Consider the following 15,326-nt stretch of genomic DNA (forward strand, 5'->3'; position numbering starts at 1 on the left):
CACGCGTCGCGATGCTCAGCGCGGTCGCCGGTCCTCGGGGCGCAGTACCTCCGCGGTGGCGCCGGCCTCGGTGAGCACTCGCAGCGCCTCCTCGGCATCGTGCCGGTTGGCGCTGGTCAGCAGCTCCGCGGGCAGATCGTCGAGCAGGGCCCGAGCTTCGCCCAGGCCCTGTCCGATCACCTGTCGGATCGCTCGCAGCGTCGTCGCACGGTCGGGTCCTGCCTGCCACAGGATCACTTGGTGCTCGCCCGGCACGGTGGAACGCTGCCCGCGAAGGAACGCCAGCGGATCGCTGCCCTCGTCGGTGGCCTCGAACACGCGCACGCGCACCTGTGCCGGGTTCTCGGCGACGAGCGCTTGCACCTCGGCGACGCCAGCAACGAGATCCTCAAAGACCACGCCGAGCTCCATCCCCACGCCCCACTCGGTGGGACGACACGCTGCGGGCACGCGCTCGCTAGTGTGGGTGGAGAGCGGCCCCAACCACAGGCGCTCCATCAACTGGGCCATCGCCTCCCGGGATTCCTCCGGCTTGTCGTGGGCCTCTTGCCAGGGGATCCACAGGTCGAGCAGCACCACGGTGGCGTGGTGCGCATGGTCGAGCTCCACCTCCACCCGCCCGCCTTCGGCGTAGAACAGCTCGCCGATGAACCGCGGCATGGTGACCGTATAGTCGCAGTGCACCAGCACTTGGTGGCCGATCGCGACCACCTGCGGGGGCGGTTCGTCCTGCGGCCAGTCGTCGCTCAGCCCCACCTCGTCGTCGAGGGTCAGGCCCCGCTCGGCGAGGAAGCGGTGCAGGGGCGGCTCGCCCTCGCCGGGACCGTCGCGCCACTGCGAGTGCTCGGCCAGCACCGGACGCAGCAACGCCGCCGTGGCCTCGGCCTGGGTGGCCTCGCGGAAGCGGCCCACGATCGTGTAGCTACCGCTGTTGTTGCTGGCGAAGGCGTTCCACAAGCGAATCCGCATGCAGTGCTCCATGGGGCGGGGGCGGCCCGAGCCCAGCGTGGGCGAGTCGGGCACAGCCGGGGTCGCGGGCCGCGGTGAGCATCGTTCGTCGGTGACTCCAGTGCCGCAGCACGTCTTGGGCCGACTCGATGGGGAACGCCAGGTGATGGTAGCTGCAGGGCCGCAGCATGCGATCGCTGGTGAGGGCCACGAACTCCACTCCGGCTCCGCAGTCGGCCGGGTCGAGCAGCCGGGGCACCGTCTCCATGCGCTCGCCCCAGCACACGTCGAGCTTGAGGCCGCAGCGTCCGCGTAGCGCCCGCGACAGCTCCCGGACCCGCTGCGCCAGATCGCGGGCCTGCGTGGGCCCGAGGTGCAGCGCGTGGTCGTGGCCGTTGTAGCTCAGCAGCAGCACGTCGCGGCAGCCTCGGGCCACCAAGTCGAGCACCGTGACCTCGAGCCGGGGCAGCCGGGCTGGCGTGACCAGGTAGTTGATGCCGAAGCGCGTCCGCTGCTCGACCAAGCGGGCCACGGTGGCCGGCCAGTCGTTGTCCTCGTAGAGCGACAGGCGGAGCTGCCCGATCTTGCCCGCGATCTGGCGCAGGATCTCGGTCGTGAGCAGCAGGCCGTTGGTGGTGAGGTTGACCGCCAGCGGCGTCTGCTCGTAGAGCCGGCATACCAGCTCGGCCATCCCGGGGAACGCGAACGGCTCTCCGCCTCCGAACGCCACCTCGAGCACCCCTGCCTCGGCCAGATCGCGCAGCAACTCGAAGGCCGACTCGGGGGTCCAGGCGCTGTTGGCTCGTCGGTCGCGGTAGCAGAACGCGCACGCCAGGTTGCAGCGGTTGGTGATCGCCAACTGGACGAACCGCGGGGCCCGTTGCCGCAGGTGGGCGGTCTCAGGGCCATCACACCGCGCGCAGAGGCCGGTGTCGCGATCGAAGAGCAGCAGCGCGCCGTCGAGCTCGAAGCGGCGCATCGACGCCAGGGCTCGCGGCAGCTCGACCACCGTCGAAGGGTCCCACGGAGGAGACATCGGGGAAAGCTGCACGCGGGCGAGGGCGACGGGGCATCGTCCCGCGCCCGCGACCGGGGCGAGCTGCGTTGGTGCTCGAGGTCAACGGTTCCCGGAAGCGCTGGGAGGAGATGGGGGATCACTAGGCCGACGCTCCGCGCGCAACGGGCCTCGTCGAGCTGGGCGACCGCAGTGACGACCATGCGCTCAGGGGCGAGGTCGGCCAGAGCATCGAGTGCCGCCTTTGTCTCGGAATCCACGCCCGCCCCCTCATCACTCGCTGCACCCCAGGCGTTAATCCTCGAGTCGATGCTGACAACGGAGCCGATCAGCTTTGCCGCGCCGCGCGGGCAAGCAGCAGGAGGCCATCAAAAGTGCGAGGAACCCGCTGATCTCGCGAATTCCGGCAGCCAAATCTATTTGGAATTGATTACAGGTGGTTGCCCAATTGATTCGGAACCGCGGCGGTTATTGCCTTTCGAAGGTCGAGGCCCGCGGGAATGCACCGATCGCCGAGGGCCCCCTCCTGACAATTACGCTCGGTTCCGAGCTTGAGCTTCGCTTGAGATTCGTCGTCATCGACGGAGCTCGCGCGTGGGCATCATCCCGACATTGGGTCTCGGTGTAGGGTCGTTTTAGGGCGCCGGTCTTGGCCCCCAACCCCCGCACGGCGCGAGTCGGCGTAGAGGCTCACCCTGACCCGTCTTGCAGGCGTGCCCGACCTCTGGTGCACCGGGTCAGGGCGACCTCGTACACCGCGTCGGACCGCGTTGCCTAATGCGCGAGTGGCCAGGAAGCAGGGTAGCCGACTGCAGCCGGCGCAAGCTCGGCCCCATCGTCAGAGCTCTTCTGACCGCTCCTTGCTGACGCAGCGGAACCCCACGTCGGCTCTCGCATCCTCGGCGCCGATCGCCACGCTGGCTCGGTTGCGAAGCTCACCGAGCCGGAAGAACTCCCAGGAGCCACCATGCGTCACCACTTGGTCCTCCCCCTGAGTCCATTCTCGGACGTTGCCGGCCAAGTCGTGGATTCCATCCTTGCTGTCTCCGTCCGACTTGCTGCCAACGGCCCAAGTGCGTCCCTCACCGCACCCTGGCTTGCCGCCGACACCGATGACGGCATGCGTGCAGTCGGGAGGTGCACCGCCCCACGGGTAGGTACGCTCCTGCACGCCGCCTTGCGCGGCCCATACCCATTGCTGCTCGGTCGGCAAAGCCTTGCCAGCCCATTCACAGTACCGGGACGCGGCTTCGAATGAGACGCAGTTGATTGGATGACGATCCCCACCTTGCCAGCCGTAGTTGCACCTCTCGTCGTCATCGTGCGATCGGGGCACGGAACAATGACCGGCCGTCACGCACTCGGCGTAGGCCGACACGGTGACCTCGGTAGGATCCATATAGAAGGACGGCTGATCCCATCTTCCCTTGTGGTACCCCTCGACCTTGGTCATTCCCGTCGAGAAGAGTCGTTCCTTGCGCTGCCTTACCCAGATGACCTCTGGCTCCCTCGATAGCTGTCCGTACTCACGAAGGAAGCTCTTCAACACCTCGAGCTTGTCGTCTTCCCCGCGGTGCTTGAGCTCGAGGAACTGCTCGACGATGGCCTTGTCGCGCCGCATTGCTTCCACTAGGTGGCGACGCTGCTCCACGAAGGACTGGGCTTCCTTGCACGCATGGTGAGCACGCTCGCGGTGAGGGTTGGGATCGGGAAGCTCGGCCAGATCACACCATGCCTTGGCCTGCTTCCTACCGGTTGGATCGCCGCTCAGCTTGGCGACCTCGATCGCGTCGGTTGCCTCCTTGAGCCGCGCCCAGACCTTCTCTGCCTCGCGCTCCTTCTCCATGTCGATGGCGCCGATCTCAGATCCCTCCAGCACATCGCTCCGCGCGATCTCATCGAGGGCGAACGACGGGAGCTCACCGAGGGTCAGCCCATCGCCATTGAGGTTGAGGCGCGAGCCTCGTGCAGCCAAACGGACCATCTCTCCGAGGTCGGGGCCATCTTCCTTGGCGTTCGTGACGAGCACCTGGTCGGGCTGCGCCGCGACGAACTCAGGTGTCTGACGTCGCCCGTGGACCAGCGGAGAGATTGCGCCCTGCGCGTACTTCACGGCCTCGGACACGGTGACCTTGCCGTCATCGTTTGCGTCTCCCCACCCGCGCAGCGCACCCAGCACCAGATAGGAGAACGCAGGTCGCGCTCCTCCCGGTAGTGCTCCAGCGTACTCGTCGGCGCCAGCCGCAGTCATCACCACCGCAGTCTCGGGCTTCCGCAGCGCGACGAGCCGCAGCGGCTGCACGCCTTCCAGAATGTCGTCCTGGGCGCCGAGTCGGCCACTGAAGCAGGCGTCGAGCACCACGATGGGTTGCGCGGCGGTTCCTTCCAGTTGCTCGAGCACTTCGCTGTGCCGCATGCTGCGGCTCTCGAGGCTCTCGGGAGTTCGACGTGCATCGGCTCCAACCAGCAATCCATCGGTGCCGTTCTGTGCGGGAGCACCGTGTCCGATGAACACGAACCATGCCCTCCGCCCGGGGCGTGCCATGCTGGCGATGTCGCCCAACGACTGACGGATGGTCTCCCGCGTTGCATGCTCGTCTTCGAGCAGCGCCACCCGCGTGGCGGGTACCTTCAGGGTGTGCGTGAAGAAACGGTGCCAACTCTCGGCGTTGTCGATCGCGCCTGGGATGCTGGGCGCATAGTCGTAGTCTTGGATCGCGACGATGAGGGCTACATCCTCCTCGCCTCCGCCTAGAACCGGGGCATCCTCGGATAGATCAGGCCATGGCAGCGGCATGCGCCCCTGTACCGTCACTACCGATTCTGCCGGAGTTCCGTTGTCGGGCGCTTGGGTTTCACTCCGCTCTGGCTGGCAGCTCATGAGCGTGGAGACGAGACCGAGCCTTGCCAAGGTCACCAAGGCCGATTGCCGACGTGTGAGTGTGTTCATGGCGTCCTTCCTCTGGGTTCAGGGGCGATCTCGTAGCGCAGCGTGCTCCTGCTCCAGCGCCGGAGGGGTAAAGCGTCGAGCGATGCCTCCAGCGTGCGCACGTATCGAGCAGCGTCTTGAGGGTTGGAGACGCCGCGTGGTGGTCGGATTCGTTGGAAGTCTTCTCGCTCGGAGAACGCGTAGACCTCCAATGTCTCGTATTCTGGCTCATCAGAGCGCCCAGAGTGCACGGCCTCCATGGCAGGCAATGACACGGGGTTTCCCTCCCGTGACACGAGCTCCTCGGTCCGCTCGTTGGGCACGAGCACGCCCACGTCGCCTGCATCCGAGCGAAATACGACGACGAGCCAGACCGTGCGATCCGCTCGCACGCTCACACGAACCTCTTCGTGAGATGACATGCGAGTCGGAGCTTTCACGTGAACGTCGGGTCGCGCGACGTCCCCAAGCTCGGTCACCGAAAACGCCCACGCCTGCGGCGTCTGCCACGCCAACTCGCTCTCCACTTCGTGATGTGCTCCCACGCCGCCGCGCGCAGCGGAGACGGCCACCGGTCCCTGCACCATCACGCCGCCCGCGTTCCCGCGACGGAGCGAGCGATGCCCGACGCCAACGTGTACCGCGTCGATGACCTGTTGACCGCAGTCACCGCTGAGATCGGCATGCAAGGTCTTCTGGTTCTCGATCGTGGCCTGCACGACGATCTCTCGCCCGAAGCGTGCGACCAGTCCTCCGAGCTCCTGGTGGCCGAGCGCAATGTCGGCCGCATGGCCAATGTCTTCCCGAAAGCTGCGCTTCCAGCTCGCCGCTTCCTCCCAGGTGCGTACGGTACATCCGGGGCGTCTCTCCTTCTCCACCGTCCAACCTTGCTCGTCGTTGCCTCGGACCTCCCGTCCGAGCAACCGCTCGGGATTTCCGGATGGCACTAGGAGCAGGTGCTCCTCGTGTCGCATCCCCGGGGCATCATTGGTCGCGCCCCGTCCGGACCCCGACCACCTGGGATGACAAGCGAGCAACGCCAGTGGTACGCCGAGCATCCACGCCAGGCGTGAGCGATTCCTTGCCGACATGCGGGGCCTCGAGCTCAGAAGAGGGTCCCTCCCACACGGAGGCCAATCATGATGGCATTGCGATGGGGAAGTCCTTGTTTGAACTTTGTATAGTCTGTCTTGGCTTCTGTGGAGTCCGAATCCACGACTTGCGGACAGTTCTCTTCGCGTGGGATCTGCTCTTTGCAGCTACGACGCTCGAAGCCATTGAGGAAAAGACCAAGGCCGAACCCAACGAAGAGCCGGGGCCGTACATGGAAGTCGAGAGTAGGCGACAGGCGTCCCACGAACCCCATGCCGTTGGTTGTCTCGCCCGTGCCTACACCATAGGACCAGTGGCCCCAACCCAGGCCACCCTCGGCGCCCAATTCGGAGATTCCGAAGGGAAACATCACCCTGAGGTTGGCCGTTGCAGAGTGAAAGTGAGCATAGTTGGCGTAGGCTTTCCCATCGCCCTTGGATACGCCGAGTGACAGGAAGTCGTAGGTCGCTAGCACCGCAACGAATGGATTGGGTCGAAACCCAACTGCCGCGCTGGTACCGGCCAATGGGGTTGTGATGGACGAGTACGCCGACCGCTTGGCATAGCAGGGGTAGTAGCCGCTGATGCACGCGGTGGTGCCCCCGGCGATCGTCCAGACCATGCCTCTGCGGTCGATGTGGCTGGGTTTGCTCTTCTCCTTGGCAGCAAGGGCGGTTGCGGGGTTGATGAGCATGCCGACGATCAGTGCGGAGACGGCTCGAGCAACTCGGAGGCTGGTGCCGCGGGCGAGTCGTTCATGAGTGCGAGATTTGCGTCGCATGAGGGGTTGGCTGTCGGAGTGAGAGTGCATCTACGTTGAGGCGTTGACGAGAACGTGGCGTTAACCGGGTGCGGCGCGACTGCGATGACGACCGGCGAGATCTCGGCCAACGCATGGCTCGCTACCAGAGGACGGTTTGCACGACGATCTTCAGTATGGTAGCTGCGTCGACCTTGATCGGTGTGCTCGAGCCACCACCCGTCGAGGGTCGACCCATCTGTTCACTGATGTCTTCGGCCTTCCCCCACATCGTCGCGACGGCTTCCGCTCCGTTGAACAATGTGTCGACGACCTTACGGCCATCCTGCCGGCGCTCGACATCTCTGAGGAAGTCCGGAACCAGCCCGTAGTGAGCAACTCCGTCCTGGTTGTAGTTCCACGTCTTCTTCCCGAAGGTCGGCCGTGGCAAGGTGGCGTCGTAGACCACGCACGGTGTCTTCGAGCATTGCGCCGCTGGCCCTGGCATGGCCACGAGGCCGTTGACGTCCGATCCCAACGCCACCTGCACGCCGAGAGAGGACACCGTCGTCGCCGAGCGGAGCCAGTCCCCGGCGACCATCTCGCCCCATCCGACTCCAGCAATCCCTCCCCGCCGAGCGAGCTCCTGGTACTCCGCCTTCGTCCGTTGGTTCTCATTGCCCGACTTTTCCCGAAGGCCGTTGTGACCGGATACCAGGGGGTACTGAGTCGATTTCGTATACTCGAGGGTGTCACGGACGGTCTTCTTGGACATGTGGTCGATGTCGATGAGCATGCCATGTCGCATCATCTCATCGAGCGCTACCCGACCAAGCGAGGTGAGACCACGTGCGTTGACGAACCCATGGGCGCAGTTGGGCGTGGGTTGATTGCCACCGGCGGCCCCCAGGGCCAGCGAGGCGAATAGATCGAAGCCAGACTCGATCTTCTTCGAGATCCCGTCGTCAGCTCGCGCACACTCGAGCTTCCACCATTCGCCAAAATGGTAGCGGTTTGCTCGCGAGAACGCCCCCTCGTAGATGGCTGTTCCGCCGAAGTAATTATCAATGATGTGTACCGGGAACATGTATCTTACCCCCAGCCCGTGGAGGCGTTGCACCTCTTCGCGCACCTGCTTTTCGCTCGGGGGCTTGCGATTCCAGACGAAGCTTCCCGGGTCGTCGAGCTCCACTCCGAGGATTACGGCCAGCTTGTCTGCTTCCACGATGCGCCGCAAATCATCGGCGGAGTATGCGATTTCCATGAAGGAGTGCCGTTCCACCCACCGCTTGAGCTCCTTGATCTGCAGATCCCCGGAATGCTTGTCATCATACGATGAATCGACCTGAAGCCCCTTCGCAAGGGTCATGTTGTTGACGGCAAGCGCGACCATCACGCGAAGACCTCCCCGATGGGCGCGCTGAACCCAGTCCGCATACATCATTTGGTGTAGCAGGTCATTGTGCTTGGGCCATTTGCTGAAGGTGGGGTAGCCCGGCGGATGGTCCTCGTCGTGTGGGTGGTTCTTGGGGGTCTCGCCAGATTCCTCGACACCGTCGAGCACCTTCCTTCGGATGTGATCGCCACAGCCGTTCTTGAACAGGTCCCAACCTCCATGGGTTGCATAGCAGGAGCCAAGCGCATCCTCCACGGTCCTCGTGCGCCTGTCCTTGTCGCTGCAGGGATGGATGGTACCCTTGAGCATCAGTACGTCGATGCCAGGGGCGCCGTGAAGGAGCTTGCCACCGAAGCCGAGGTGCGCCATGGGGTGGGTGTGAAGGTCAACGAAACCGCGAAGCGGCTTGCCCTTGGCGTTGATGTGTCCTTCGAAGATTGGCGAGCGCGCGCTCGTCGTGGCTGCCTCGGCGTCTCCGATGCAAGTCGCTCCCACCAGCGCGAAGGCCAGGGAACTGCAAGCCAGCCAACGGCGTGGTGATCGATGTCCGTGTGTTCTGAGCATGGTGCCTACGACGGTTGGGGTGAGGGGTTGGGCAAATCGCTTACTCGTGGATCGAAGTCGTCCGGGCATTTGTGCAGCACGGCATGCTGAGTCTTGTCGTAGAGAACTTCGACTACGTTGGCATGCTGCTCGACGGCATGTCTTCTGAGGTAGGGCTCAGTTTTCCCCGAAACGACGCCAACGGGCGCACACGTCCTGGCAATTCTCAGCGCGATTTCCTGCGTCGAGTTCACGACGTGAACGGCACGGGCCGCATCGTCGAGCACGAGGGGCGGGTTGTGGACGCAAGCGGCGAGAATCACGACGGGTACGAGTGACGCCGCGGAAAGCTTGAGGGTCATGATTCGATCTCTTCGGAAGATCCGTTTGACGGTGGCGGCCGCGCGAGACGCTCGGCCCAGGGCAGCGGGGTCACGGTAGGCCGACTATTGTCTCGATATCGAGAAGAGGAGCGGCGTGCGCCGCCGCGCACGCGCAACTCGAGACTTCGGACGGCAGATGCCGTCATACGACGAACATGCGGCTACAGCACGAGGATATCCAAGAGTGCTGGAGGGATGGCCCATCGTCCGGGGGTTGGGGGGGACGGAGCCGATGGCGTGGCAGAAGGGGGCGCGCTGCTGCCACTGCTGGTCGCCCCGCAAGAAGTGGGCGGCTTGAGGCCCTGTGGAGCCTGAGTGTTGAGGAAGAACCCGCGCGGCTTGCTGCCGTGGGAGTAGTCGATGTACATCTTGCTCTTGACCAACTTATCCTTGAAACGGAGTTCTACGACGCTCCCAGGCTTGTTGGGTTCATAGAGATAGATGGTCCCCGTCTGGTAGCGGGGATTGTAGTCGTACCCAATCGCGAGTACTTGGTGATTGTTGCTGATGGCCGACCAGTCCCGGACGTCGAAGTTCAATGTCGTGGTCTTGATCAGGCCGAGCACCACGGGGATCTTGCGGCTCTTGAGAGCGTCTCGGATCTTCGGCCATTCTTCCTTGGTGGACGCCCCGATCGTGTTCCCGAATTGCTTGTTGGGTTCGTCGGTCTTGGCCTGCCACTCGAAGAACCTCCAAGCTGGCGTCGACATGGAGAGCGCGCCAGGGAGAATCGAGTCGTACTTGCCGATCTGCGATGGGCCAGGATCGTACCTCCACAGAAAGAACGTCTCGAGTTGGTTCCCGAGGATCTCCTTCTCGAGGGCAGGAGGAAGCTCGTTGGATTTTGGGATGGCTTCCTCGTGCGCATCGCAACGACCACTCATGTACCGTTCGAGTGCGGAGAGTGACATGCCACCGCAAAGGGCTTGCGTTGAGTTGAGCTTCTTCAAGAGATCCCCCTTGCAACCCGTGGCCACGCAGAGCCCCCTGAATTTGGTGTTCCGAAAGGGGAAGCCGTGGACAGCCACGTCGAAGGAGGTTCGGACGGTTTCCCACTTGTCCTCGGGAACCTTCAGCGTGCCCGTGTCGATGCTCTTTCGAATGTCGTGATCGGGTAGATTCTTCTTGAATCCCGGCCAGTCGTAGATCTTGGTCGTCTTGCCCACAGCATCGCTAGTCACGGTGGTTTTGAAGTCCTTGTTTGCGGGATTGGGTTGGCCGAAGTTCCCGGTGGAGTAGTGAGATTCGACCTCCACCGTGACGTGGATGTCGGGATTTCCACCTCCGAAGATGTTGGCGTCCGCATCCTTCCAAGAGGAGGGGAGCGGGACAGAGAAGTAGCCGCTCGAGTTCGTCGTGCCGCGCTTGATCTCTCGCTGGTTGCCGTTGTCCTGGTCCAGGACCCTGATCGTTGCCCCCACGACCGGCTGGTTTCGAGTGTCCAGTACTCGTCCTCGAACCTCCGCCACGCTGGCGTTTGTCGGTATGGCGATTGCGGAGGCCAATCCCAGGGCCAAGGCGCAGAGGGCGACGCCCCTGGAGACTGGTAGTTGGCGTCGTGTAGCCGCTCGTTGGTGTGGCATGGTGATCTTCTGCTGGTTCAGGTGGTGATGCGGGTGTTGACGGAGTGGTTGCTCGTGGTGATTCCGACGTCCCCGGTTTGGTGTCGACCGAGAACGCCGGAATGTACTAGATCTTCACGCTCATCCACTTGATGTAGCATTGCCCGCTGATGGGCTCGAACCACACGTGCAGTTGCTTCTGTGCCAGACCGGCGGTGACGACGAGTTTCTTGAGGTCCTCTCGGTTCGGCGTCTTGGGGTGAATGTAGAGCTCGGCCTTGTTGCCGCACTGGTTCTTTCCCGCCTTGTCGTTCCAGCTCTTGAACTGGATGCCCTTCTTGTCCTTGAAGGTGACATGCATCTCGCCGCTTGCCTTCATGGTGTAGGCTTCGACGAAGAGACCGCCGAAGGACCAGACAGCACGGTCGTCGGTTGGAGATGCGTTGGATACAGCGGGAATCGCGACCCCCGCGGTGACGGCGGAGAGGGCGAGGATTGGAAGGAGCTTGTTGAGTTTCATGATGGCTGTTCCGTCTGTGATGGCTGTGTCGGGCTCTCCGCTCGAGACCGTCCACGGTCGGACGGTTGGTGGGCTCGAGCACGCTGCCTTGCATCAAGTTGGTAACGGACTCTGGCGGATTGATTGCAGGCTGCTGCTCTTTCGCCTGTTCACCCTGGGAGCGACGGTCCTCTCGAGCGCAGCCGATGTCCGCTCGTCGTTCACATGCACGACGCAGGGCCCCGAGGAGTCCTCGGAGCCCTGCAAAGTGACGGTAGTGACTCGACTACCACCGCACGGTGTAGTTCTGGCTGTCTCCCGTGAACCGCTTCAGCGGCTTTCCGGTCAGATTCGTGTACGCATCGAGCCCCTTCTTGCCCTCGTGCGGGGTGACGCGGAGCTGAGACATGTTCCAGTTGTCCCCGAACACTCCTCCCTTGAACGTGGTGGTCAGGGTCATCCCGATGATGTCGGCGCGGTCGCGGGGGCGCTGGAGGTCGAGCCACACGTCATGGGTCTCCTTGTCGCCCCAGCGCTTGCGCTGATTGACGGTACGGAACATCTGGTGGCTGCCGTCGCGGAACAGCACCTTGATGTTGACATCGTCTCCGCCTCCGCGAAGATCATCGTTGCCGGTCTTGATCGTCACCCTCAACCGAGTCACCTGTCCGGGCTTGGCGACGGGGGTGTCGGTTGCCGGAACGGTGAGCACGAGCGAGCGGCGATCGCCGGTGAAGCGGAAGAAGGACGAGCTCGCGACGAGCGTGCGGCGGTTCGCCCCCGCGTAGTACGTCACGTTGATCTTCTTGGTGTCCCAGTTGTCGCCGGAGATCCCCCCGCGGAAGGAGGTGACGAACTCCACCTTTGCGATGTCGGCGCGAGCAATCGGTGAGGGGAGTACCACGCTGGCATACTCGGTGTAGTTGGTCAGCCAGCGAGCGCCGAGGTTGATCTTGGAGCGCCGAATGGTCTTGCCGTTGCGGAGATGAAGGATCAGGTCTACGTTGTCCTGGCCTCCACGGAGATCATCGTCGCCGGTCTGGAATTCCACCACGAGCTCGCGGATCTTCTCATCATCAGCGTGCTTCGGCGTGACGATCGAAGGAGGTGCAGAGGCCCGATACTTGGTGTCTACGAAGTAGGTCCTCCACTTCTTCGACGAACCGTCGTACTCGAACCAGCTCTTGGCGAGGTTCGGTCGCATCGTGGTCGTCTTGTTGGGGAAGTTGGGGTCGTAGACCTGGATGGACTCGAGCTTGTTCTTGCTGTCGGTCGTGTAGCCGATTGCCAGGATTTGGTGCTTGGCCTTGCCCTCCGTGTCGATCACTCCGAGCGGGGTTGGCTTCCCGGTGTCGATCGACCTGCGTAGCTTGTCGAATTCGGTAGACAATCCCCACCGGAAGAACTCCTTGTCTCGCGAGCCGAAGGGGTTGACCTCTCGCTCCGTCCACTTGTCGAGGTTCGGGAGCAGCGATTGGACCTGTCGGGAGTAGATGTACTTCTGGAGCGCCGTGTTGGTCGCGGGACGGTAGTCTTGCCGTGGGACCGGCTTCCTGGCCAGATAGTAGTCGGTTGCCGTATACACCATGCCGCCGCACAGGCCACCGGTGCGGAGATCGACCTCCTTGACGACGTCGTTCTGGAAGCTGTTGGCGAAATTGAAGCCGTGGATCTTGGGGTCGAAGGGAACGCTGCGGCCACCTGCCGACGCGACGGTGCTCATGAGCCAGAGTGCCGCGCAGGTTCCGATCGTCCCGAGGCTTCGAGCGAACGACCAAAGTCGGCGGGGGCTCGGGGTCCTGCGATGGACCCGACCGGGGGGTGGAGGGAGGTGGTGATTGTGTAGTATCATTTCGAGCATGGCCGATGTCCTTGTTTGCCGGTGAGGAGTTGTCTCCGAGATGGGGTGGTTGAGGTCCGATGTTCGTTCCATATGCATCGCGTGGGTATGCGATCGTGTGGTCGGTATGGAAGAAGTGCGGTGATGAACCCAATCGGAAGCGGTCTGTTCCGATCGCTCCCGTCGGCGGGGTTCGGGCGCCGTGGGTTCTTCTCGATCAGGTGACGCGCGAGGCAGAGCATCGGGCCCATGCCTCGATGCTTTTGCCAAGTCGTCTCTGCGAGGACTATGCGGTCACCGACCGTGCTCGTGTCGGGCCGATGCCCGATCTATGGTGGCGGTGTGACCGGGGGAGCTACGACGATGCCGAGCGGGGGAGCCGCGAGACTCGAGGTCGCGTTCCTTGAAGGATGCGCCGATACCCTGCCGTGGGTCATTCGCGTCATTGTTTGGGCGGCAGTGCGCCTTCGCGAATGATGTCGCCTTGCACTGTGATTCGGCTGCAGCCGGGCCACAGTGGAATCGTACTCAGGATCCATGCGTGGTTGATTCCGCACTGGCGAGAGGTGATGCGTAGGTTGACCACGGCCTCGCCGCCGACCTTGTGCACCTGTGAGTTGAGCTCTTTCGAGAGATCCGTATTGGGCCTGAGGGGGATGGCCGCCCAAGCGATGCCCCATGCCTTGGCCTCGAGGTGTAGCTGTCCCACGACCGTTCGCTCATCGGGGAACAGCACCAATCCGTCCCGACCAAGGACCGTCGGAGACAGAGAGATCGGATACTTGGCCTCATTGAATTGCAGGTTCGTTCGACCCCCGGCGCAGCCGATGAGGATGGCGAGGCCGATGCTCGAGAGGCCGACTTTCATCAGCGGGACCATGGGTCGACGACTCCATTTGTGTTGAGGGGTGGAGTCTGCACCGCGGCGTTGTTTGCACGTGGTGCGGCGGTGGTGCTCGGCGGTGTCGAATGCTCTTGGGTTCCAGGGATTCGGTACCCCACGTGTCCTTTGAGTCGGACTCTAGTGACGATCCAGGCGGCGGAGTAGAAGAACCCGCTGTACGCGTTGACGCGCACATTATCGACTCGGATGATCCGGTCGGTCATACCATTGGCCGCACTACGAAGGTCGGCGTCGACCTTGCCTTCCCCAGTGGAGACGTAGGTGACCGTGGTCGTGTTGTCGGAGGGCGACGTGGATACCGTGAAGGCTCGATCGATCTTGGAATCGAATGTGCTGCCAACCACGTCCCGCGGGGAACCGGTGGCGCCGATCTGGGTGACGGGTCCGAGCGCCACCGGATTGGGAACACGTCCGGCGGTGGCGCTCGAATCGTACGCACACGCGGTCGCGCTGGTTCCGAGGAGGCAAAGGAGCAGAGGGGCCAGGGGTCGCATGCGCGAGGTTCCTTGACGGGTTGTGTGGGAAACCGCTCCGAGGCATGTCGGAGTGGAGGCTGCCTCCGGTTGGGATGGGCGAGCTCGAGAAACGGACCTTGCGAAAGCTTGGTAACGGAGCCGCGGAGGTTGATTGCGGCCAAGTACACCTTCGGCTCTCCCGGCATCCGTGCCATTGGCTGGCCCCGACGCCGGGCGAGTCGACGAGGGCGTGCCCGGTTGCGGGATGCGGCCTACGTCATCGAACCTGTCGCCAGCGGGCTGCGTGCGTGTTGCGCGCAAAGCGGGAACGATCGCCTTCTCACCAAGAACACAGCCGGCACTTGCGTGAGAGGCGTCCGGTCGGCCCTGCGGGTCACTCACGAACGGGCCGTGAGCGCAAACCTTCGCGGTGAGGATGAGGTGCAGCGGTACGAGGTCAGTCTTCGTGGATATCGGGGGGCTCGTGCTCGAGGAGCCTGGCGAGCTTGTCTCGTCCACGCTTGAGGTGGCTGCGGACCGTCGAGGCCGGCATGCCAAGGGCTTCCGCGATCTCGGCGCTGCTCATGTCCTCCCAGTACTTGAGCTCGAGCACGGTCACCTCGGGCAAGGGGAGCTTGCGCAGGGCCTCGAGCAGCTTGCGTTTCTGCTCGAGCTCGCGTTGCATGGTGCTGGGCCCGGGCGCGAGGTCCTCGACGGAGCGGGAGTCGAGCTCTTCCTCGCGAAGCCGATTCTTGTGGATGAAGTGACGTCTGACCACGTTGTATGCGATCCCAAAGAGATAGCCTCGCAGGTTCTCGACGGGGTTCGTTCCCTGAAGGCAGGCGAGGAAGGTCTCTTGGACACGATCCTCGATGTCCTCGGTGACCTTGTTGGCGAAGAAGCGGCGGATGGGACCCCCGTAGCGCGTCTGGATTTCCTTTCCGGCCTTGGCATCTCCCCCACGCCAAGTCGCGAGCAGCTCGTCATCGGGCATCACGCCACCTAGGATACCGCCTGCGGC

The 15,326-nt window shown here is 63.5% G+C and carries 13 protein-coding genes; all 13 read right to left on the bottom strand.

Annotated elements, in window-relative coordinates:
• Positions 1-15: 15 nt before the first annotated feature.
• Positions 16-969, bottom strand: coding sequence for a ribosomal protein L7/L12 (locus tag OEB96_RS02200; RefSeq protein WP_266213735.1), 954 nt, complete (start codon positions 967-969; stop codon positions 16-18).
• Positions 923-1,984 (bottom strand): radical SAM protein, encoded by a 1,062-nt coding sequence (locus OEB96_RS02205; protein ID WP_266213736.1) that lies wholly within the window; start codon positions 1,982-1,984, stop codon positions 923-925. The genes OEB96_RS02200 and OEB96_RS02205 overlap by 47 nt, the downstream gene beginning before the upstream one ends.
• 817 nt (positions 1,985-2,801) lie before the next feature.
• Positions 2,802-4,913 (bottom strand): SUMF1/EgtB/PvdO family nonheme iron enzyme, encoded by a 2,112-nt coding sequence (locus tag OEB96_RS02210; protein ID WP_266213737.1) that lies wholly within the window; start codon positions 4,911-4,913, stop codon positions 2,802-2,804.
• Entirely contained in the window at positions 4,910-5,866 is a 957-nt protein-coding gene (locus OEB96_RS02215) for a hypothetical protein (RefSeq protein WP_266213738.1), read from the bottom strand. Before OEB96_RS02215 ends, OEB96_RS02210 begins: the two co-directional genes overlap by 4 nt.
• Before the next feature lie 131 nt (positions 5,867-5,997).
• Positions 5,998-6,678: a hypothetical protein gene (locus tag OEB96_RS02220; protein ID WP_266213739.1), complete on the bottom strand. Its 681-nt coding sequence runs from the start codon at positions 6,676-6,678 to the stop codon at positions 5,998-6,000.
• A gap of 208 nt (positions 6,679-6,886) precedes the next feature.
• Positions 6,887-8,683, bottom strand: coding sequence for a membrane dipeptidase (locus tag OEB96_RS02225; protein WP_266213740.1), 1,797 nt, complete (start codon positions 8,681-8,683; stop codon positions 6,887-6,889).
• Between the two features lie 5 nt (positions 8,684-8,688).
• The gene (locus OEB96_RS02230; protein ID WP_266213741.1) at positions 8,689-9,024 is read right to left on the bottom strand and encodes a hypothetical protein; all 336 of its coding nucleotides are present in this window, start codon (positions 9,022-9,024) and stop codon (positions 8,689-8,691) included.
• A gap of 182 nt (positions 9,025-9,206) precedes the next feature.
• On the bottom strand, positions 9,207-10,514 hold the full coding sequence (locus OEB96_RS02235; RefSeq protein ID WP_266213742.1) for a carboxypeptidase-like regulatory domain-containing protein: 1,308 nt from the start codon (positions 10,512-10,514) through the stop codon (positions 9,207-9,209).
• A gap of 220 nt (positions 10,515-10,734) precedes the next feature.
• Complete coding sequence (locus tag OEB96_RS02240; protein WP_266213743.1) at positions 10,735-11,127, bottom strand: hypothetical protein; 393 nt, start codon at positions 11,125-11,127, stop codon at positions 10,735-10,737.
• A 265-nt stretch (positions 11,128-11,392) separates the two neighbouring features.
• Entirely contained in the window at positions 11,393-12,829 is a 1,437-nt protein-coding gene (locus tag OEB96_RS02245; RefSeq protein WP_266213744.1) for a hypothetical protein, read from the bottom strand.
• Between the two features lie 559 nt (positions 12,830-13,388).
• A complete protein-coding gene (locus OEB96_RS02250; RefSeq protein WP_266213745.1) occupies positions 13,389-13,826 on the bottom strand; it encodes a hypothetical protein in 438 nt (145 codons plus the stop codon).
• Complete coding sequence (locus OEB96_RS02255; RefSeq protein WP_266213746.1) at positions 13,814-14,344, bottom strand: hypothetical protein; 531 nt, start codon at positions 14,342-14,344, stop codon at positions 13,814-13,816. The genes OEB96_RS02250 and OEB96_RS02255 overlap by 13 nt, the downstream gene beginning before the upstream one ends.
• A gap of 418 nt (positions 14,345-14,762) precedes the next feature.
• On the bottom strand, positions 14,763-15,299 hold the full coding sequence (locus tag OEB96_RS02260; protein WP_266213747.1) for an RNA polymerase sigma factor: 537 nt from the start codon (positions 15,297-15,299) through the stop codon (positions 14,763-14,765).
• Positions 15,300-15,326: the final 27 nt, after the last annotated feature.

This window comes from Paraliomyxa miuraensis (assembly GCF_026337845.1).
In the GTDB taxonomy this organism is placed as follows: domain Bacteria; phylum Myxococcota_A; class Polyangia; order Nannocystales; family Nannocystaceae; genus Paraliomyxa; species Paraliomyxa miuraensis.